Source organism: Streptomyces sp. NRRL F-6676 (assembly GCF_000725625.1).
Lineage (GTDB): Bacteria > Actinomycetota > Actinomycetes > Streptomycetales > Streptomycetaceae > Streptomyces.
The window spans coordinates 1-18743 of sequence record NZ_JOHS01000084.1 but is presented as its reverse complement, the minus strand read 5'-3'; the positions used below and the strand labels follow the sequence as shown (position 1 = coordinate 18743).

Below are 18743 nucleotides of genomic sequence, written 5' to 3'. Positions count from 1 at the left end.
CGGGGGACGCGGGGGCGCTGCGGGTGTTGGCGGGGCGGGGGGAGGCGGCGGGGCGGAAGGCCGGTCTGCCGGTGGAGGCCGGCCGGCGGTACCGGCCGCACGTCACGTTGGCGCGGGGTGGGAGCCGGGGGGTGGACCTTCGGCCGTACGTGGCGGCGCTGGAGGGGTTCGAGGGGCGTACCTGGGAGGTGCGGCACGTGCACCTGGTCCGCAGCCGGCTCCCCGCCTCGGGCGTCCCGGGCGAACGCCCGCGGTACGAGTCGCTGACGCGGTTCGGTTTGACGGGGTGACCGTGGGGGGTTCCTCGCCCCCGCCGCCCCTACCCTTCCCGTCCCTTCGAGGGGCTCCGCCCCTTGGACCCCGGGTGGGTGGGGTTCGTTGTCGGGTGCGGGTGGGTGGGGACTTCTCGCGCAGTTCCCCGCGCCCCTGGAAGGCAGTGGGGCGCCCCCTGCTTTCCAGGGGCGCAGGGAACTGCGCGACCCGCCACGCCGAACCCGCACCCGCCCCGTGACCCCAGTCGCCCGAGTTCGATCGCGCCCCCCGCGGAGCGGCCCGTGGGGGAGGGTGGGGCCTTGGCCCGCACCCCCGCCCGTTACGCTCGACCCGTGGACCCGAAGACCCGCAACCGCATCATGGCCGTCGTACTCGTGGTGATGTTCATCGTCGTGGCCGTGGCGGCAGCCCTGAACCAGTAGGCCGCGCCCGGCCGCCCGCTACCAGGCGAACGCCTCCGGGGACGGGCCCGGACCCGGGAAGATCTCGTCCAGGGACGCCAGCAGCTCCTCGCTCAGCTCCAGCTCCACCGCCCGCACCGCGGACTCCAGCTGCTCGCCCGTGCGCGGCCCGACGATCGGCCCCGTCACCCCCGGCCGCGTCAGCAGCCAGGCCAGCGCCACCTCGCCCGGCTCCAGGCCGTGCTTGTCGAGCAGGTCCTCGTACGCCTGGATCCGCGCCCGCCCGGCCGGGTCGGCGAGGGTGTCGGCGGCCCGGCCGGACGCCCGGCGCCCGCCCTCCGCCTGCTTCTTCAGCACCCCGCCCAGCAGCCCGCCGTGCAGCGGCGACCAGGGGATGACGCCGAGCCCGTAGTCCCGCGCGGCCGGGATGACCTCCATCTCGGCCCGCCGCTCGGCGAGGTTGTACAGGCACTGCTCGCTGACCAGCCCGTACGATCCGCGCCGTGCGGCGGTCTCGTTGGCCTGGGCGATCTTGTAGCCGGCGAAGTTGCTGGAGCCGACGTAGAGGACCTTGCCCTGCTGCACCAGGACGTCCATCGCCTGCCAGATCTCGTCGAACGGGGTGTCCCGGTCGACGTGGTGGAACTGGTAGAGGTCGATGTGGTCCGTCCGCAGCCGCTTCAGCGAGGCCTCCACGGCACGGCGGATGTTGACCGCGGAGAGCTTGTCGTGGTTGGGCCAGACGGGGCTGCCGTCGAGCGTCATGTCGCCGTACACCTTGGTGGCGAGGACGACCTTCTCGCGCCGGTCGCCGCCCTTGGCGAACCAGTTGCCGATGATCGTCTCGGTCTGGCCCTTGTTCTCGCCCCAGCCGTAGACGTTGGCGGTGTCGAAGAGGTTGATACCGGCGTCCAGCGCCGCGTCCATGATGGCGTGACTGTCGGCCTCACCGGTCTGCGGACCGAAGTTCATGGTCCCGAGGACCAGCCGTGCGACCTTGAGTCCCGTGCGTCCGAGCTGCGTGTACTCCATGACTCCAGCCAACGTGCTGGAGTGCGCTCGAAGCAAGGGGACCGCCCCCGGAGGGACGGGGGCGTCAGTCGCGTACGAACTCGTCGGTCTTCAGGACGAGACCGAGGGGGGTGGTGGTCATGTCGACGTCGCCTCCGTAGTCGACACGCAGCTCGCGGGTGTAGTCACCGTTCTTCGGCTCCGTGTAGACGTGGCACCGTCCCTGATAGGGATCGGCGATCAGATACACGCTCACCCCGGCCTGCGCGTACGCGGTCTTCTTGGGACCGTAGTCGTTCCGGGCCGTCCCTTTCGAGACGACCTCGGCGACGAACTCCACGTCTCCGTACCGCCAGCGGCCCTCGGCGTCCTTCTTCGCGCTCTCGCGCAGCTTGGCCACATCGGGGCAGAAGCCGTTCTCGTGGCCGGGAAAGTCGATGCGGACGCCCGAGAGGACTCGCGCACGCCGCCTTCCGTAGTGGTCCTCGAGTGCCCAGAGGATCTCCCGGATGGTCTCCCAGTGGACGTCCCGCTGCGGTGTCATATGGACGTTGCCCCCGACGATCTCGACCCTGAATCCTTCGGGGACGGGCATACGCTCCAGGCGCTCGAACCATTCGTCCAGGCGCGTGGTGTTGTCGCTCTCGGCCATCGTGATCCTGTCTTCCAGGACGGTCATCGTGGCGTTCCTCCCCGGCCGCTCACGGACGAGGGCGGCCGCGCGGTACAACGATACGCACGGAATCGGGGCAACGAGGGGCCCACATATGCCCCCCGAAAGTGCGAACCGAGCAGGCCGGGGCCGCTCACTCCCCGTACTCCCCGTCTTCGTCGTACTCCCCGCCCCACCCCCACCCCTGATGCATCGCCCCCGCGAAGGCCGCCGCCAGTTTGTGCTCGCCGGAGGCGTTGGGGTGGGTGCCGTCGTAGGTGTCGAGGTCGATGTCGTAGGACTCGGGGACGGAGGCGAGGAGGAGCGGGGAGGTGGGTTCGTCGAGATCGGCGACCGCCTTCGCGAGCAGTTCGTTGAAGCGGTTGACCTCCGCCGCGAACAGCGCGTCGGTCGTGGCGCGGACGTTGGGTATCACCGGCAGCAGCACCATCCGCACCCGGGGCCGGGCCTCCCGCGCCCCCGCCACGAACCGCCGCGCGTTCTCCGCCGTCTGCTCCGCGTTGGTGTAGAAGCCCAGGTCGATCAGGCCGAGGGAGACGAGCAGCACGTCCGCCCGGCTCTCGCGCACCGCGTCCCCTATCAACGGGGCCAGGTGCTGCCAGCCCTCGCCCCAGCCGGCCAGGTGGGCGCGGGGGAAGTCGGGGTCGGCGTACTCGTAGGACACAGGGGCTTCCAGCGCCTTGTCGTACAGCGTCTCGCGCGGTCCGACCAGCGCGAAGGGGCGGCCGTAGGTGTCGCGCAGGTGCTGCCACAGCCGGTAGCGCCAGGTGTGTTCGCCCGCGCTGCCGATGGTCATGGAGTCGCCTACGGGCATGAACCTGAGCATCCGCTCATGATGGCGGACGGGGACCGCCGCGCGGAACGGCGGGTGCCCCGGCGGGATGTGAGACCGGCCACCCGGGGCCGGCCCCGAGCCGCCGGGACGGCGACGGTCCACCCCGCCTCCGTGCGGTCCGACCGCCGACGGACCGGTCGTCCGCGCCGCTTCCGTGTGGCCCGGGCGGAGACGGGGCCGGTCGTCCGCGCCGCCTCCGTGTGGCCTGGGCGGAGACGGGGCCGGTCGTCCGCGCCGCTTCCGTGTGGCCTGGGCGGAGACGGGCCGCTCGTCCGCGCCGCTTCCGTGTGGCCTGGGCGGAGGCGGACTGCTCGTCCGCGCCGCTTCCGTGTGGCCTGGGCGGAGACGGGGCCGTCCCTCCGCGCCCCCTCCGTACCGCCCGGCCGGAGACGGGACCGCCCCTCCGTGCCGCCCGGTCGGAGACGGGCCGCCCACCCGTCCGAACCCCCGGAGGGGATGGCAGGCTTGGCCGCATGCGCCGACCGTTCGCCCTCCTCGCCGGGGCCCTGCTCGTGGGTGTCCTCGCCGCGCCCGCCGCCTCCGCGGCACCGTCCTCGGACGGTGACGCGAGCTTCACGATCAAGGACCCGCGCATCACCGAGTCCAGCGGTCTCGCCGCCTCCCACCAGCACAAGGGCGTCTACTGGACGCACAACGACAGCGACGACGGCCCGTACCTCTACGCCGTCGACAGCGCGACCGGCAGGACCCTCGCCCGGATCACCCTCAGCGGCATCGGCAGCCCGCGCGACGTCGAGGCCGTCTCGATCGGCCCCGACGACCAGATCTACGTCGGCGACATCGGCGACAACCTCGGCGGCAGCTGGCCGTACGTCTGGATCTACAAGCTGCCCGAGCCGAAGAAGCTCGTGGACCAGACCGTGCGGGCCACGCAGTACGTCGTGAAGTACTCCGACGGCGCGCGGGACGCCGAGTCGATGGTGGTGGACCCGAAGACCGGGCGCGTCTATCTCGTCGACAAGAAGGAGGACGGCGGCCATCTGTACGAGGGCCCGGAGCGGTTGTCGACCTCCGGGAGCAACGTCTTCAAGCCGGTCGCGGCCGTCGACCTGTGGGCCACCGACGCGGCCCTCTCCCCGGACGGCACACAGCTCGCCGTGCGCGGCTACTTCGGCGGCGTCCTCTACGACTGGGAGGGCGGCGGCAGGATCAAGCGCGCGGGCCGGCTGAACGTGCCGCTCCAGGGCCAGGGCGAGTCGGTCACGTACAGCGCCGACGGGACGAAGCTGATGTACGGCTCGGAGGGCAAGGACAGTCCGGTCAAGGCGGAGGACGCGCCGGGGCAGGGGTCCTCGTCCTCGTCGTCGGGATCGTCCGGCGGCGGGAGCGGGAAGGCGTCGGGGGACGACGACAGGCCGGTGAGCGGGGGGAACCTGAAGGTCGGCGCGGGCGCGGTGATCGTCCTGGCGGCCGGCTTCCTCGGGCTGCGGAGGCTGCGCCGGCGGCGGTGACGCGGGGAGGCGTGCGGGGCGGGGGCGTCGGGTGTCTTGACGGGGTGGCGCGTTGCTGGCTTCTATGAGAGACGCAGGGCGGTGGGAGCGCTCCCACCCGTTCCGGGCCCGTGCCTCCCGAGAGGACGCAGCGAGATGTTCCGCAGCTTGCGAAGAGCGCTGTGCACCGCCACGACGGTGCTCCTGTTACCACTGGGCCTCGGCGTGACGGCGACGGCCGGCCCGGCGCACGCCGCCGAGAGTTCCCCCACGGCCACCGCGGGCGCCGGCTACTGGCACACCAGCGGACGCCGGATCCTGGACGAGGCCGGGCAGCCCGTCCGTATCGCCGGCATCAACTGGTTCGGCTTCGAGACGACCAACCTCGTCGTCCACGGCCTCTGGTCCCGCGACTACAAGAGCATGATCGACCAGATGAAGTCGCTGCACTACAACACGATCCGCATCCCCTACAGCGACGACATCTTCAAGAGCGGCGCGACGCCGCTGAGCATCGACTTCTCCGAGGGCAAGAACACCGACCTCCAGGGCCTGAACTCCCTCCAGGTGCTGGACAAGATCGTGGCGTACGCCGGACAGGACGGTCTGAAGGTCATCCTCGACCGGCACCGCCCGGACTCGGCGGGCCAGTCGGCGCTCTGGTACACCTCGTCGGTCCCCGAGTCGACGTGGATCGCGAACCTGAAGGCGATGGCCGCGCGGTACGAGGGCCAGGACACCGTCATCGGCATCGACCTGCACAACGAGCCGCACGATCCGGCCTGTTGGGGCTGCGGCGACCAGGCCACCGACTGGCGGCTCGCCGCCGAACGGGGCGGTGACGCGGTGCTGTCCGTCAACCCGGACCTGCTGGTCTTCGTCGAGGGCGTGCAGACGGTGAACGGTGTCTCCGGCTGGTGGGGCGGCAATCTGATGGGTGTCGCCCAGTACCCCGTACGGCTCGACGTGGCGAACCGGGTCGTGTACTCGGCCCACGACTACGCCACGAGCGTGGCCCAGCAGAGCTGGTTCAGCGACCCGTCGTTCCCGGACAACATGCCCGGCGTCTGGGACAAGTACTGGGGCTACGTCTTCAAGCAGAACATCGCCCCGGTGTGGGTGGGCGAGTTCGGCACGACGCTCCAGTCGACGACGGACCAGAAGTGGCTGGCGGCCCTGGTGGACTATCTGCGCCCGACGTCGACGTACGGCGGCGACAGCTTCCACTGGACGTTCTGGTCGTGGAACCCCAACTCCGGTGACACGGGCGGCATCCTGAAGGACGACTGGACGAGCGTCGACACGGTGAAGGACGGCTACCTGGCGAGCGTGAAGGCGCCGGACTTCCCGTCCACGGGCGGGGGCGACGACGGGGGCGGCGGTGACGACGGCGGCGACCCCGCCACGGCCTGCGCCGCCACCTTCGCGGTCACCAACGACTGGGGCGGTGGCTTCAACGCCGAGGTGACGGTGAAGAACACCGGCACGACGGCGCTGAAGTCCTGGCAGGTCACATGGACGTGGCCCGGCTCGCAGAAGATCACCAACATGTGGAACGCGTCGTACACGCAGTCCGGCACGACGGTCACGGCGACGAACGCGGCCCACAACGGCACGGTGGCCGCGGGCGCTTCGACGAGCTTCGGCTTCGGCGGGGCGCCGGGCGGCGGGGCCGCGCCGAGCGTGAGCTGTTCGGGGTCGTAGGAGCTGGGGGCGGGCGGGGCGCCCGGAGTTCCGGGCGCCCCCTTTCTCCGGACGCGGAGGCATGCGGGACCGGTGGTCCACGAGTGCCCGAACGGGCAGCGAGTGTGCCCGTAGGCGGCCTCGCGGCCCTCTCCCCGCGACCACATACTTCAACTGTCAATCACTACTTGACTGCTCCTCGCCCCGGCCCGCCGGCCGTCGGCTTGCTGACTACGGAAAGGCATGCTGCATGAAAATCGGCACCCTTGTAAGCGGCACGGCAGGTATGGCGGCTCTGGCGATGGGCGCACTGGCGATGGCACCCCCGGCCTCGGCGGCGGCTCCCACCACCGCGACCGTCCAGGTGAACTGCGGTGACTGGGGCACGGGCAAGGCCACGCTCGGGGCCCAGGGAACCGGCGGGAGGGCGACCGTCACGTTCACGACCCCCGTGGTGTGGGCGTCCCACTCCATCCCGGCCGACTCGCTCCGGACGACGCTGACGCTGTCCACCGCGAACGGCAAGGAGGTCACCCTCGCCGGACAGTCCAACCCGGCCTGGACGCTGCTCGGCCAGCCCTACGCCTCCGGCCCGGTGACGGGCACCGTCACCCCGGGCGAGCCCGTGCAGTTCAAGTCGCTCACCAGCACGTACGGGACGCTCACCGTGCACTGCGTGGCCGTCTCGGCGCAGAGCCCGGGGCCGTTCGTCTTCTGACGCGTCACCCCGCGTGGTCGGCAGCGGCGGCTGCGACGGACGGGAACGGTTCACGGTCCCCGCCTCGTCCGGCCGCCGTACCGTCCGGGCACGGGAGCCCCGGACCCGTGCGGTTGGGGGAGCACGTCACGAGGGCGAGGGAGAGGTACGAGGGCCGCTCCAGATAGAACCCGTACGACAGGTCCCCGCCCCAGGCGAGCCGCTCGGCGGCCGCGTCGACGAGGCGGGCCAGGCGTCCGGTGTTCCGCTGGGCCTCGTGCGCGAACCGGGGCGCGTACGCGGCCAGCCGCTCCCCGAGCCAGACCGCCGCGTCCTTGGGCTCCGCCCAGGTCCCCCGCACCAGTGACCCTGGCTTGAGCAGCCAGTACGCCGTCTCCAGCGGGGGCAGATCGGACACCGGGAACTCGGCGGCGACCTCCCGGTACCGCTGCACCAACTCCGGCCGACCGCCGGCGGGCGGCTGCTCCGGATGCGGTGGCCGCCGCAACGCCTCCTGATCGAAGCGCGCCTTGGGGCCGGTCCAGAGATAGCCGTGGTGGTGCATGGGGCGTCCCTTGGGGCATGGGTGGCCGGTTCCGGCGTGGCCGTGGGCCGCTGGAACCGGCCGGCTGAGGAGGACGTTCAGAGGGCCAGACCGAACCGCGCCGGGTCGATCCCGGCCACGCTCAGTTCCTCCGTGGTGAACCGCAGCGGCTCCTTGTCGGGCCGCTTGCTGTCACCGACGGCCCAGGCGTCCGCGCCGATCCGGGCCAGGGTCAGACACCCCTCGGTGCAGGGACCTCCGCAGGCCTGCACGAAGGAGGCGGAGGTGATGTCGAGGGCGTAGAGGTCGTTTCCGTTCAGCATGGGGTGCCTTTCCGTCGCGCCTGATTGTGGCGGAGCGAGTGCTCCGGGTGACGAAGGTAGGCGGGCGAGCGGCGCGTCCGGGGCCAATATTCTCGTTTATTCTCACGACGTCACTCGCCATGCATGGACATTCACACATGGTCACCGCGCCATGGTGAGTGCGGCAACATCATCTGACGCAGGGGGCGAACGCACGTGGCGCGCAGGTTACGGTTCAACGGGACGGGGAGTGATGTCGGTGGATGTCCCTCTCTGCACGAGGACTTGGACAGTGGAGAGGTGATCGTTCACGGTCCTCCGCTCACCGATCCGCAGGATGTCGAACAGCTCCAGCACTTCTCGGAGGGGGAAGTCGCGATCGTGGTGCCGCGGGATCTGCTGGTCGACTGGACCCCGAAGGAGCGGACGAGGAAAGTGCGCACGATCAGTCTGGATGAGTTCGGCGGTCTGTTCGGCACGTTCGAGCACACCGCGTGGCGGTTGGAGACGCGACGCCGGTACGCGAGCGATGAGGCCAGCGATCGCTGGGAGCGTTTCATCGAGACGGGGAAAGTCGTCGAGGACTGGCCGGAAGGCTCGCCGGCCAAGGAGTTCCGCGACACGATCCGTGCGCAGACCTCGCAGGGGAAGCGGGTCGAGAGGGTGCGCCTTGTGGACCGCCCCGCCACCACCGGTCAGCGTTACCTCCTTGACGGCGCCCGGTGGAACATCGCTACCGGTGAGGACATCCGCAACATGTGGCGTGCCGACGCGGACCGGCTCCGGCTGCCCGCCGAGGACTTCTGGCTGTTCGACAGCCGCCTCATCGCGCTCCTGCGGTTCGACGACGACGATCAGCTCACGCACGTGGACCTGATCACGGAGCCGGCGGAAGTGGTGCGCTGCTCCGTGATCAGGGATGCTGCTTGGCACCACGCCGTACCGTGGAAGCAGTTCACGGCGGAGATGGACAGCGGCGCGTAGGAGTACGAGCGGATACCGGTGAGCACGGACTATCAGAGAGCACGTGAGGAACTTGGTCGCAGACTGAGGGAGTTGCGTGTCGAGAGTTCTGGTGGCCGGCTCACCGGCGTCCAACTGGCTCAGCGGCTGGGCTGGCAGCAGTCGAAGATCAGCAAGTTGGAGAACGGCCGCCAGACGCCCACGGACGACGACTTGCGGGCCTGGGCGGAAGCCACCGGACAACCTGCCGCCTTCGGCGAGCTACGGGCACGGCTGAGAGGGTTCGAAAGCCACATCCGCTCCTGGCGACGCCAGCTCGCGGCTGGGCACGGCCCCGTCCAGGAGACCTGGAACACTCTTGTTTCCAACGCCCATACGATGCACGCATTGAGCAATGCCGCCATCAGCGGGATGCTCCAGACGGCCGACTATGCCCGGTATGTCTTCGAGTACCACGCGGCGCTCCAGAATGCGCCACGGGACACGGAAAACGCGGTACGGGCCCGCATGAAACGGCAGGAGTGGCTCTACCGGCCGGGCAAGCGACTGAACTTGCTCATGCATGAGAGCGTGCTGTGGCTCCGGGTCTGCCCTTCGGAAGTACTGGCGGCCCAACTCGACCGCCTACTCGGGGTGATCGGCATGGACACCGTGCGCATGGGAATCCTGCCGCTGGACGCCGCGCTGCGGCTGCCGTTGGGCAACTCCTTCTGCATGCTCGACGAGCGCCTGGTCACCGCTGAGGACTGGCACGCCGAGCTGTGGCTGGACGACGCCGAAACGATCACTCTCTACCGTCGCGTCTGGGACACCTTCGCGGAGTCGGCCGTCTATGGAGCCGAGGCTCAGCAGGTGATCGCGCAGGTACGCCGAAGTATCAGGGTCTGAGGACGTAGGGCCGGACCACGTCCTCGGCGTCTTCCGTCGTGCGGGGGAGCGGCAGGGCGGCGTCCGGGGTTCGCCAGCAGGCCGCCCGCAGGTGGACGTCCGACCGTACGCAGCAGGCGACTTGGAACCGTGCTCAGGCAGTACCGCCAGGCGGCCGGGCTCGACCAGCCGCAGGCCGCCGAGATCATCGCGGCGAGCCAGGCCCGGATCAGCCGCGTCGAGAGCGGGCACGTCACCGCGCGCGTCATCGAGGTACGGCTGTTGCTGGACGCGTACGGCGTGAAGAACCCGGACGTACGCGCCAAGCTGGAGGAGCTGGCCAAACACTCCAAGAATCGCGGCTGGTGGCTGGAACACGCGGCCCACCTGCGCCCGGACTACGTCGATCACATCGCCCGGGAGGACGACGCGACGTACATCCGGGAGTGGCAGCCGGTGTTGGTTCCGGGGCTTTTGCAGACTCCGGCCTATGCGGAGGCGGTGAGTGCGGCATGGCCCGACTACGTCACTCCCGACGTAGTCGCCCAGTTGGTCAAGGTGCGGGAAGGGCGGCAGGCCAAGATCGAGGAGGGCGGGGCGTCGTACACCGCCATCCTCTGGGAGCCGGTTTACGACCTACTACGATCGTCGGCACTGGCACCCGAGGCGAGTGTGCGGCTTATCCGAGGCGCACTGCGGAGCTTGGAGGAAGACGCACCGTGACCGACGTCATAAGCCCCTTCCGGAAGTCGTCGTACTCGGGGCAGGAGAACGCCTGCGTCGAGGTCGCCGGTACAACCACCGGTGGTCGCGCCGTTCGCGACAGCAAGCGCGAGGACAGCCCCCTGCTCGCCGTCTCGCGTGAGAGCTGGCGGGCGTTTCTGCGGCAGTTCTGAGCGGCTTCGGTTCGCTCGGCTCGGCTCGGTACGCTGCGCGGCGTGATCGACTCTTACGCGAGGTCCGATGACGCCGCCGTCGCCAAGGCCGCGGCGCGCGCCGGGGCCGATGTCGTGCGCCGGATGTACGGGCAGCGGCTCGGCCGGATCGACAAGGGCGGCGGCGACTTCGCCACGGCCGCCGACGTGGCGGCGGAGGAGGCGATCCTCGGGGTGCTGCGGACCACGCGGCCCGAGGACGCGGTGCTCGGTGAGGAGGGCGGGCTGCGGGGGGCCGTCGGCGGCGTGCGGCAGTGGCTCGTCGATCCCCTGTGCGGCACGCTGAACTACGCCGTCGGCAACATGCTCGTCGCCGTCAACGTCGCCCTGCGCGACGGTGCCGCCGCGGTGGCCGACCCCTTCAGCGGCGAAGTCTTCTCCACCGACGGCAGCACCGCCCGGGTGCGGCGCGGCGGGGGCGACGAGGCGGTCCTGACGCCCACGGCGTCCACCGCGCTCGTGGACGTCAACCTCGACCCGCCCTTCCCGAGCGCGCCGGGCTTCCGGGCCGTGGACCTGCTCGCCCACCCCGGCTTCGGCGCCCGCTTCCGGCCGCGCGTCGTCTCCACGACGCTCGCCCTCGCCTGGGTCGCCGCCGGCAGACGCGCCGCGTACGTCACCGACGGCGGCGACCTCTCCGGCAGTGTCCACTTCGCCGCCGGTATCGCGCTGTGCCGGGCCGCCGGCTGCGTCGTCACCGGCGTCGACGGCACCCCGGTCGGCGAGGCCGGCGGCGAGGCGGGCGGCCGCGGGCTCGTGGTCGCCGCCGACGAGGAGACCCATGGGCTGCTGATGGCGATGGTGCGCGGCTGAGCGGCGGGGAGCGCGGAGCGGGCGCACGGTTCCGCGTCGGTATCGGCCTGGCCCTCGCCGGTGTCACGGCCGCCGGCCCGCGCACCTCTCCTGTGCGGCCCACGGCTCCCGGGACGCCTGTGACGTTCCGGGTGCCGAGCGAACCCGCCCCCGGTCAGGCTCGCGTGTAGCCGCCGTCGGCGAAGAGTTCGGCGCCGGTGACGAACGACGCGGCGTCCGAGGCCAGGAAGAGGGCGGCGGCTGCGATCTCCTCGGGGTCGGCCAGCCGCCCCAGCGGCACCGTCGCCTCGGCGAACCGGTCGGCGTCCGCGCCCGCGGCGCCCAGCAGGCCGGGGGTCCGCGTGGGGCCCGGGCTGAGCAGGTTGACCCGGAATCGGCGCTCCCGCGACTGCCGGGCCCAGTTGTGCACGAGGTTGGTCAGCGCCGCCTTCGAGGCGCTGTAGACCTCCAGGTTCTCGTTGGGCCGCGCGCTGTTGCTCGAGCCGACGACGAGCACGGAGGCGTTCTCCGTCAGCAACGGGAGCGCCTTCTGGACGGTGAACAGCGTGCCCTTGACGTTGACGGCGAGCATCAGGTCGACGTTCGCCTCGGTGTGGTCCCCGAGGGAGGCACCCACGGCGAGGCCCGCGTTGGCCACCAGCACGTCGACCCGCCCGGCCTCCTCGCGGACCCGCGTGTAGAGCGCGTCCAGGTCGGACAGGACCGAGACGTCGGCCCGTACGCCGGTGGCGGCGGGGCCGATCTCCTTGACCGCGGCTTCGAGGCGGTCGGCGTCCCGGCCGGTCACGAAGACGCGTGCGCCCTCCTGGGCGAAGCGGTGGGCGACGGCCAGCCCGATCCCGCTGGTCCCCCCGGTGATCACGGCGACCTTCTCCTTCAGCACGCCAGGCATGGCGGTACCCCTTCGGTTGTGGAATGGATCGTCCACAACCTAGGCAGTTCTGGACGGTCCAGTCAAGAATGGGTAGGCTGGGGACATGCCGAGACCACGCTCATTCGACGAACGCCACGTCCTGGAACGGGCCCGGGAGCAGTTCTGGGCCTCCGGCTACGCGGGCACGCGGATGGACGACATCGCCCGGGCGACCGGCCTGGGCAAGGGGAGTCTGTACGGCGCCTTCGGCGACAAGGGCGAGCTGTTCCACCGGGTGTTCGGCGACTGGTGCGCCGCGGTCGTCGAGGTGGCCGAGCGGTTCCTGGCGGGCGGCCCGGACGCGGAGGCCATGGACCGGCTGTCGGGATACGTGCGGTTGATGGCGGAGAACACCGCCGCGGACACCGAGCGCCGCGGGTGCTTGCTGGCCAAGGGGGCGGCGGAACTGGCCCAGCAGGACCCGACGGTCGCCGGGCGGTCGGCGGAGACGATGACGGCGCTGCTGGCCCTGCTGCGGACGGAGATCGCCGCCGCCCAGCGCCACGGCGACATCGACCCCGACGCGGACCCGGAGCGGCTGGCGGCACTGCTGCTCGCGGTGGTCCGCGGCATCGAGGCGGTGGGCAAGGCGGGACTGGCCCCGGAGACGGTGCGGACCGTCGCCGACACGGCACTGGCGGTCCTGCCCCGGGCCACCGCGCGCAAAAGCCCCGCGACCGGGCGCGACCCGGGCCGCGAGGCCTGACTCCCCGCACACCGCACCGGGGACGGTGGCCGTACCGCCGCCCCCGGCGCCGCCGCCTCAGCCGCGCGGGGCGAACTTCAGCTCGCCCCGCATCACGTTGCGGATGTGGTCGCTCGCGAGTGCCGCGTGCGGGACGCCCAGGTCGATCGCGCTCGCCTCGTTCAGACGGGCGAGCTGCGCGTCGGTGAGGTCGATGTCCAGCGCGCCCAGGTTGTCCTCCAGCTGCGCCGGCGTGCGGGCGCCGAGGAGCGGGGCCGTGATGCCCGGGGTGCGCAGGGTCCAGGCCAGGGCGACCTGGGCGGGGCTGTGGCCCAGCTCCGCCGCGACCTCCTTCACGACATCGGCGATGGCGAGGTTGCGCTCGGTGACCGTGCCGAGGGCGACGTTGAAGCTCTTGCGGGTGCCGTCGGCGGAGTCGGCGTTCGCCGGGCTCAGGTCGGCGCGCGTGTACTTGCCGGTGAGCACCCCGCCGGCCAGCGGCGAGTACGGCAGCACGCCGAGCCCCATCTCCCGGGCCATGGGGAGCAGGTCACGCTCCCCGGTGCGCTCCAGCAGGTTGTACTCCATCTGGAGCGCGATCAGCGGTGACCAGCCGCGCAGATCGGCGATCGCCTGCATGCGCGACACCTGCCAGGCCGGGGAGTTGGAGATCGCCACGTAGAGGATCTTGCCCTGCCGGACCAGGTCGTCCATGCCGCGCAGGATCTCCTCCACCGGCGTGGTGAAGTCCCAGACGTGCAGGTACAGCACGTCGATGTAGTCCGTGCCCAGCCGCCGCAGGCTGCCCTCCACCGAGGAGAACAGGTTCTTGCGGTGGCTGCCCGAGGAGTTCGGGTCGCCGGGCCGGCTCAGCGTGGTGTACTTCGTCGCCAGCACCAGGCTGTCGCGGTTCTCCCGCGCGAACTCGGCCAGCAGCCGCTCCGAACTGCCCTCGGTGTAGGTGTCGGCGGTGTCGATGAAGTTGCCGCCGCGCTCGACGTAGAGGTCGAACACCTTGCGCGACTCCTCCCGCTCCGCGCCCCAGCCCCACTCCGTGCCGAACGTCGCCGCGCCCAGCGCCAGCGGGGAGACCCGCAGCCCGGACCGGCCCAGCAGCCGATAGGTGTCAAGGGTGAGTGACATCGGGAAACTCCTCATGTGCTCGCGATCCGTTCTCGGGAGCAAGCCTGTGACGGCCGTTCGGAGGGGGTAAGGGAAGAAAGTTCCTGGGAAGACCGGTCCCACCCTGGGACGCCGCCGCCGATCAGGAACACCGCCCCCGCCCCGGCTGTTGCAGCACACATGACCACGACCACCCCCACCGCCGTGGACACGCAGCCCGCCGTCGACACCACGCGAGAGCTCGCCGCCTTCCTGCGGACCCGGCGCGAGAGCCTGGACCCCGAGGACGTCGGCCTGCCCGCGCGCCGACGGTCCCGGCGCACCCCGGGGCTGCGCCGGGAGGAGGTCGCCGAACTGGCCGGGGTCAGCATCGACTACGTCGTACGGCTGGAGCAGGCCCGCGGCCTGCGCCCCTCGGCGGACGTCGTGGAGGCACTGGCCGGCGCCCTGCGGCTGTCCCCGCACGAACGCGCCTACCTCTTCGACCTCGCCCAGCAGCGCCCCCGCACCACCGACAAGCCCGCCACCACGGCCGCGCCCCAGCTCGCCCGCCTCGTCGAGGACCTCTCGCCGCTGCCGGCCATGCTGCTCAACCACCGCTACGACATCCTCGCCTGGAACGACCACATGGCCAGGCTCCTCCTCGACTTCGGCACGCTGCCGCCCGACCGGCGCAACTCCATGTGGCTGTGCCTGCTGCATCCGTACATGCGCGAGTTCTACGTCGACCGCGAGCGCGTCGTACGGGAGGGCGTCGCCCATCTGCGCGCCGCATGGGCCGCGCATCCGGACGACCGGGCGCTGAACGCGCACATCGCGGAGTTCGGCGCGCGCGTGGCGGAGTTCCCGCGTCTGTGGGCCGAGCGGACCGTGCGGGCCAACGGCCGCGGCAGCAAGGCGATACGGCATCCCGACGCCGGCGAGATCGACGTCCGCTTCGAGGTGCTCACGCCGCTCCAGGACCCGGACCAGCGGGTGATGATCTGCCGCGGGGCGGACGACGAGAGCCGGGCGGCGCTCGACCGGCTGTGGGCGCGGTAGCGACCGGGGGACCGACGGGAACGGTCCGACGGGTACACGGGTACGGTCCGACGGGTACCTCCAGGTACCTATTGCCCAACTAGCGTTTTTTCCATGAGCGATACCCTCGACACTTCCTCCCCGAAGACCTTCGTCCTCGTCCACGGTGCCTGGCACAGCGGGCGCGCCTGGGACCGGGTTGTCCCGCTGCTCACCCGCGCCGGACACCGGGTGTTCGCCCCCTCGCTGACCGGCCGCGAGGAGACGGCACACCTGCTCACCCCGGAGGTCGGCCTCGACACGCACATCGCCGACGTCGTCGGCCTCCTGGAGTCGGAGGACCTGACCGACGTCGTACTGGTCGGGCACAGCTACGCCGGAATGATCGTGTCCGGCGTGGCCGCCCGGCTCCCGGAGCGGATCGCGGGACTTGTGTACCTCGACGCGATGGTGCCGAAGGACGGCCAGAGCGCGCTCGACGTGATGCCGATGACCCAGCGCCTGATCGACGCGGCCGCCGCCTCCGACGCCCCCTGGCGTATCCCGCCCCTGCCCGAACAGCCCGCGCCCGGCGGGCTGTTCGGGGTCACCGACCCGGCGGACGTCGACTGGCTGCGCACGATGCTGACGGACGAGTCGGTCCGCTGCTTCGTACAGCCGGTCCGGCTGGACGACCCGGCCATGGACGCGATCCCCCGGACGCACATCCACTGCGTCGGCAGGAAGCCCGAGGGGGTCACCCGCCGCCCCGTCCCGCCGGCACGGCCGGGCGGCGCGCCGGTGCGGGTGTGGGAACTGGAGAGCGGCCACGACTGCATGATCACCGTGCCGGACGCGCTCGTCGAGCTGCTGCTGAGGACGGCGGCCGGCTGACGGCTCGCGCCCAGGGGCGGGGCGGGGAGGCTTTTTTCGCCCCCGCCGCCCCTGCCCGACCGGCTCCGCTCAGTGCGCGGGCGTCGGGCGCACCACCCGGGTCGTCGACGTCACGCCCGGCAGCGGGCTCTTGCCCGTCAGCACCGCCGTGCCGGAGTCGTCGCCCTTGAGGTGCTTGTCGAAGAACGCGGTGGCGTAGGCGGTCAGCGCGTTCTGCTGGGGTGCGGGGGCGAGTTCCTGTCCGGGGCAGGTGCTGTCGTCCTCGCCGAGCGGGGCGGGCGGCGTCCACCGGGTGTTGAAGTAGTTGTGGTTGCCGTGCAGCAGCGACACCGAGTAGGCGGGCTCCCGGGTGCGCCCCTCGACGTCGTCCAGGTACTCCTGGCCCTGTTCGTGCACCGCGCCGTCGCAGCTGGTGGTCATCACGGCGACGGGTGTCCGGGTGACGAGGGTGTCGCTGTTGTCGCCCTCCGGGTCGTCGAACTTGACGGGGGCCAGGGCGAGTACGGCGCCCACGCGGACCCCGTCGGGCATCTCGTCCCGGTGCTTGTCCGACGCCTGCCACATCACGCCCTTGCCGCCCCGGGAGTGTCCGACGGTTCCGACGCGGTCCATGTCGACGTGGCCGCGCAGCGCGGGCAGGCGTCCGGCGAGGGCGCCGTCGCCGGAGGCGAGCTGCTTCCACAGGCGCAGGTGTTCGTTGATGAGCCGGGCGCGGTCCCCGTAGTCGAAGGAGTTCATGTTGATGCCGTCCACGCTGATCGAGACGACCACGAAGCCGCGCGCGGCCAGGGCCTCGCCGAGGTAGTCGTAGCCCCGGTAGCCGGGGTGGGGCCGGCCCAGGTCGCAGGGCCAGGCGGTGGCGTCCTTGTCGGTGCACGCGTACCAGGAGCCGTGGGAGACGACGACCAGCGGCAGCCGGCCCCGCACGTGCCTCGGGCGGTGCACGACCGCGCGGACTTCGCTGACCGTGCCGGAGGTGGGGTCGGTGAAGGCCGTGTCGCCGAGGTCGTAGGTCTCGGTGACGGTCGCCGACCGTGCGGAGGTGCCGCGTGCGGCCGAGGCGGGGCTCCCGGTCGCGGCGGTCGCACCGCCGGTGCCGGTGAGACCGGCGGTCAGGAGCAGCGCGGCGGTCAGTACCCCGGCGGTCAGCGGTCCGGCCGTGCGGCGCCGGGCGCCCGTGTGCGTGCGTGTCCGTCGTGTCATCTCGTGTCTCCTGTTCTCCGGTGTTCTCCGGTGCGGTGCGGCGGACGGATGTGTTCCGCCGCCCCTTGGAGACGACACGGCCCACCGATCGGTTGGAACCGGTGCATCGGACATGGAGGGAAACGGAGGGAAGGGGGAGAGGGGCCCGGAGCGGCGAAGGGTGCCGGAGCGGCGAAGGGCGCCCGGTGGTGCACCGGGCGCCCTTCGCCGTCGTACGGAGGCCGCGTGCGGCCTCGCGCGGGTGACTACAGCTTCTCGATCACGTAGTCGACGCACTTCGTGAGCGCCTCGACGTCCGCCGGGTCGATCGCCGGAAACATCGCGACGCGCAGCTGGTTGCGGCCGAGCTTGCGGTACGGCTCGGTGTCGACGACGCCGTTGGCACGCAGGGCCTTGGCGACGGCCGCCGCGTCGATGTCGTCGTCGAAGTCGATCGTGCCGATGACCTGCGACCGCTTGGCCGGGTCGGTGACGAACGGGGTGGCGTACTTGGCGTTCTCGGCCCAGGTGTAGAGGCGGGTCGAGGAGTCCTTGGTACGGGCCGTGGCCCAGTCCAGACCGCCCTGGCCGTTGATCCACTCCAGCTGCTGGTTGAGCAGGAAGAGCGTGGCGAGCGCCGGGGTGTTGTACGTCTGGTTCTTGAGCGAGTTGTCGATCGCCGTGGGGAGCGAGAAGAACTCCGGGACGTGGCGGCCGGAGGCGTGGACGCGCGCGGCGCGCTCCAGGGCGGCCGGGGAGAAGACGCCGATCCAGAGGCCGCCGTCGGAGGCGAAGGACTTCTGCGGGGCGAAGTAGTAGACGTCGGTCTCGGAGACGTCGACCGGGAGGCCGCCGGCGCCGCTCGTCGCGTCCACCAGGACCAGCGCGCCCCCGTCCGCGCCCGCGACCCGCTTGATCGGCATGGCGACACCGGTGGAGGTCTCGTTGTGCGTGAACGCGTACACGTCCACGCCCTCCTCCGCCTTCGGCTCCGGGTGCGTACCCGGGTCGGAGGCGATCACGGTGGGCTCGGCCAGCCAGGGGGCGAGCTTCGCGGCCTTGGCGAACTTGGAGCTGAACTCGCCGAAGTTGAGGTGCTGCGACTTGTTCTCGATCAGGCCGTGGGTCGCGATGTCCCAGAACGCCGTGGAGCCGCCGTTGCCGAGGACGACCTCGTAGCCGTCGGGGAGCGAGAACAGCTCGCGGACGCCCTCGCGGACCTGGCCGACCAGGTTCTTGACCGGGGCCTGGCGGTGGGAGGTGCCGAGCAGGGAGCTGCCGGTGGCGGCGAGGGCGTCGAGCGCCTCGACCCGCACCTTGGAGGGGCCGGCGCCGAAGCGTCCGTCGGTGGGCTTGATGTCTGCGGGAATCTCGATATCGGCCACGGGGGGAGAGTAGCCCGTCGGGGAAACGGGGGCGAAACGTGTTCCGTCGGGTGAGACGGGCGCCATCGGGGGTTCATACGGGTGTGCGAGGGCGGGGCGTGTGGGGGTTCGGGGG

20 protein-coding genes and 1 pseudogene are annotated in these 18743 nt (G+C 71.5%); 12 read left to right on the top strand and 9 right to left on the bottom strand.

What is annotated here, in order from left to right; all coding sequences use genetic code 11:
• Window positions 1–290: 2'-5' RNA ligase family protein (locus tag IO29_RS30040; protein WP_037840654.1), on the top strand; the 290-nt coding region annotated here is incomplete at its 5' end.
• 423 nt (window positions 291–713) lie between these two features.
• Here IO29_RS30040 and IO29_RS30035 read toward each other — a convergent pair.
• The 3 genes from IO29_RS30035 to IO29_RS30025 all read right to left on the bottom strand — a co-directional run bounded on the left by IO29_RS30035 (window position 714) and on the right by IO29_RS30025 (window position 3184).
• The gene (locus IO29_RS30035; protein ID WP_030382300.1) at window positions 714–1706 is read right to left on the bottom strand and encodes an aldo/keto reductase; all 993 of its coding nucleotides are present in this window, start codon (window positions 1704–1706) and stop codon (window positions 714–716) included.
• Between the two features lie 64 nt (window positions 1707–1770).
• A complete protein-coding gene (locus tag IO29_RS30030; protein ID WP_030382301.1) occupies window positions 1771–2364 on the bottom strand; it encodes a Uma2 family endonuclease in 594 nt (197 codons plus the stop codon).
• A 127-nt stretch (window positions 2365–2491) separates the two neighbouring features.
• On the bottom strand, window positions 2492–3184 hold the full coding sequence (locus IO29_RS30025) for an SGNH/GDSL hydrolase family protein (RefSeq protein WP_033226847.1): 693 nt from the start codon (window positions 3182–3184) through the stop codon (window positions 2492–2494).
• 482 nt (window positions 3185–3666) lie between these two features.
• Here IO29_RS30025 and IO29_RS30020 point away from each other — a divergent pair, with 482 nt between their 5' ends.
• The 3 genes from IO29_RS30020 to IO29_RS30010 all read left to right on the top strand — a co-directional run bounded on the left by IO29_RS30020 (window position 3667) and on the right by IO29_RS30010 (window position 7045).
• Window positions 3667–4665, top strand: coding sequence for a hypothetical protein (locus IO29_RS30020; protein WP_030382303.1), 999 nt, complete (start codon window positions 3667–3669; stop codon window positions 4663–4665).
• Window positions 4666–4800: 135 nt separating this feature from the next.
• Window positions 4801–6348, top strand: a complete 1548-nt coding sequence (locus IO29_RS30015) for a cellulase family glycosylhydrolase (protein WP_030382304.1) — start codon at window positions 4801–4803, stop codon at window positions 6346–6348.
• 265 nt (window positions 6349–6613) lie between these two features.
• Window positions 6614–7045, top strand: a complete 432-nt coding sequence (locus IO29_RS30010; protein ID WP_051708006.1) for a hypothetical protein — start codon at window positions 6614–6616, stop codon at window positions 7043–7045.
• Between the two features lie 85 nt (window positions 7046–7130).
• On the opposite strand, the pseudogene IO29_RS30005 reads toward IO29_RS30010, so the two are convergent.
• Both IO29_RS30005 and IO29_RS30000 read right to left on the bottom strand, forming a co-directional pair.
• Window positions 7131–7589, bottom strand: a pseudogene (locus IO29_RS30005) (hypothetical protein); the annotation flags it as partial.
• Window positions 7590–7666: 77 nt separating this feature from the next.
• The gene (locus tag IO29_RS30000; RefSeq protein ID WP_030382307.1) at window positions 7667–7891 is read right to left on the bottom strand and encodes a hypothetical protein; all 225 of its coding nucleotides are present in this window, start codon (window positions 7889–7891) and stop codon (window positions 7667–7669) included.
• 195 nt (window positions 7892–8086) lie between these two features.
• On the opposite strand from IO29_RS30000, the gene IO29_RS29995 reads away from it, so the two are divergent.
• From IO29_RS29995 to IO29_RS29975, 5 genes are all read left to right on the top strand, one after another.
• Window positions 8087–8854: a DUF6879 family protein gene (locus IO29_RS29995; protein WP_030382308.1), complete on the top strand. Its 768-nt coding sequence runs from the start codon at window positions 8087–8089 to the stop codon at window positions 8852–8854.
• Window positions 8855–8872: 18 nt separating this feature from the next.
• Window positions 8873–9721, top strand: coding sequence for a helix-turn-helix domain-containing protein (locus IO29_RS29990; RefSeq protein ID WP_030382309.1), 849 nt, complete (start codon window positions 8873–8875; stop codon window positions 9719–9721).
• Between the two features lie 129 nt (window positions 9722–9850).
• Window positions 9851–10423, top strand: a complete 573-nt coding sequence (locus tag IO29_RS29985) for a Scr1 family TA system antitoxin-like transcriptional regulator (protein WP_033226845.1) — start codon at window positions 9851–9853, stop codon at window positions 10421–10423.
• Window positions 10420–10596 (top strand): DUF397 domain-containing protein, encoded by a 177-nt coding sequence (locus IO29_RS29980; protein ID WP_033226844.1) that lies wholly within the window; start codon window positions 10420–10422, stop codon window positions 10594–10596. Before IO29_RS29985 ends, IO29_RS29980 begins: the two co-directional genes overlap by 4 nt.
• Window positions 10597–10638: 42 nt before the next feature.
• The gene (locus IO29_RS29975) at window positions 10639–11448 is read left to right on the top strand and encodes an inositol monophosphatase family protein (protein WP_030382311.1); all 810 of its coding nucleotides are present in this window, start codon (window positions 10639–10641) and stop codon (window positions 11446–11448) included.
• Between the two features lie 154 nt (window positions 11449–11602).
• Here the strand turns inward: IO29_RS29975 and IO29_RS29970 are convergent, their stop codons facing one another.
• Window positions 11603–12340 carry an SDR family NAD(P)-dependent oxidoreductase gene (locus IO29_RS29970; RefSeq protein ID WP_030382312.1) on the bottom strand — a complete coding sequence of 246 codons (738 nt, stop codon included), beginning with the start codon at window positions 12338–12340 and terminating at the stop codon, window positions 11603–11605.
• An 85-nt stretch (window positions 12341–12425) separates the two neighbouring features.
• Between IO29_RS29970 and IO29_RS29965 the strand changes: the two genes are divergently transcribed.
• Window positions 12426–13067: a TetR/AcrR family transcriptional regulator gene (locus IO29_RS29965; protein WP_030382313.1), complete on the top strand. Its 642-nt coding sequence runs from the start codon at window positions 12426–12428 to the stop codon at window positions 13065–13067.
• A gap of 57 nt (window positions 13068–13124) precedes the next feature.
• Here IO29_RS29965 and IO29_RS29960 read toward each other — a convergent pair whose 3' ends face one another.
• Window positions 13125–14189 (bottom strand): aldo/keto reductase, encoded by a 1065-nt coding sequence (locus tag IO29_RS29960; RefSeq protein WP_030382314.1) that lies wholly within the window; start codon window positions 14187–14189, stop codon window positions 13125–13127.
• Window positions 14190–14348: 159 nt separating this feature from the next.
• Between IO29_RS29960 and IO29_RS29955 the strand changes: the two genes are divergently transcribed.
• Complete coding sequence (locus IO29_RS29955; RefSeq protein ID WP_030382315.1) at window positions 14349–15209, top strand: helix-turn-helix transcriptional regulator; 861 nt, start codon at window positions 14349–14351, stop codon at window positions 15207–15209.
• Window positions 15210–15302: 93 nt separating this feature from the next.
• Window positions 15303–16061: an alpha/beta fold hydrolase gene (locus tag IO29_RS29950; RefSeq protein ID WP_030382316.1), complete on the top strand. Its 759-nt coding sequence runs from the start codon at window positions 15303–15305 to the stop codon at window positions 16059–16061.
• A 69-nt stretch (window positions 16062–16130) separates the two neighbouring features.
• On the opposite strand, the gene IO29_RS29945 is transcribed toward IO29_RS29950, so the two are convergent.
• Complete coding sequence (locus IO29_RS29945; RefSeq protein WP_051708005.1) at window positions 16131–17264, bottom strand: alpha/beta hydrolase family protein; 1134 nt, start codon at window positions 17262–17264, stop codon at window positions 16131–16133.
• Window positions 17265–17509: 245 nt separating this feature from the next.
• The gene (gene serC / locus IO29_RS29940) at window positions 17510–18628 is read right to left on the bottom strand and encodes a phosphoserine transaminase (protein WP_030382318.1); all 1119 of its coding nucleotides are present in this window, start codon (window positions 18626–18628) and stop codon (window positions 17510–17512) included.
• Window positions 18629–18743: the final 115 nt, after the last annotated feature.

What these genes read in the sequence shown, in the direction of transcription:
- IO29_RS30035 (WP_030382300.1), bottom strand. Translation starts at nt 1,706, where the DNA reads ATGGAGTACACGCAGCTCGGACGCACGGGACTCAAGGTCGCACGGCTG.
- IO29_RS30025 (WP_033226847.1), bottom strand. Translation starts at nt 3,184, where the DNA reads ATGCTCAGGTTCATGCCCGTAGGCGACTCCATGACCATCGGCAGCGCG.
- IO29_RS30000 (WP_030382307.1), bottom strand. Translation starts at nt 7,891, where the DNA reads ATGCTGAACGGAAACGACCTCTACGCCCTCGACATCACCTCCGCCTCC.
- IO29_RS29960 (WP_030382314.1), bottom strand. Translation starts at nt 14,189, where the DNA reads ATGTCACTCACCCTTGACACCTATCGGCTGCTGGGCCGGTCCGGGCTG.
- IO29_RS30010 (WP_051708006.1), top strand. Translation starts at nt 6,614, where the DNA reads ATGGCGGCTCTGGCGATGGGCGCACTGGCGATGGCACCCCCGGCCTCG.
- IO29_RS30030 (WP_030382301.1), bottom strand. Translation starts at nt 2,364, where the DNA reads ATGACCGTCCTGGAAGACAGGATCACGATGGCCGAGAGCGACAACACC.
- IO29_RS29970 (WP_030382312.1), bottom strand. Translation starts at nt 12,340, where the DNA reads ATGCCTGGCGTGCTGAAGGAGAAGGTCGCCGTGATCACCGGGGGGACC.
- IO29_RS30015 (WP_030382304.1), top strand. Translation starts at nt 4,801, where the DNA reads ATGTTCCGCAGCTTGCGAAGAGCGCTGTGCACCGCCACGACGGTGCTC.
- IO29_RS29955 (WP_030382315.1), top strand. Translation starts at nt 14,349, where the DNA reads ATGACCACGACCACCCCCACCGCCGTGGACACGCAGCCCGCCGTCGAC.
- IO29_RS29945 (WP_051708005.1), bottom strand. Translation starts at nt 17,264, where the DNA reads ATGACACGACGGACACGCACGCACACGGGCGCCCGGCGCCGCACGGCC.
- IO29_RS29965 (WP_030382313.1), top strand. Translation starts at nt 12,426, where the DNA reads ATGCCGAGACCACGCTCATTCGACGAACGCCACGTCCTGGAACGGGCC.
- IO29_RS30020 (WP_030382303.1), top strand. Translation starts at nt 3,667, where the DNA reads ATGCGCCGACCGTTCGCCCTCCTCGCCGGGGCCCTGCTCGTGGGTGTC.
- IO29_RS29950 (WP_030382316.1), top strand. Translation starts at nt 15,303, where the DNA reads ATGAGCGATACCCTCGACACTTCCTCCCCGAAGACCTTCGTCCTCGTC.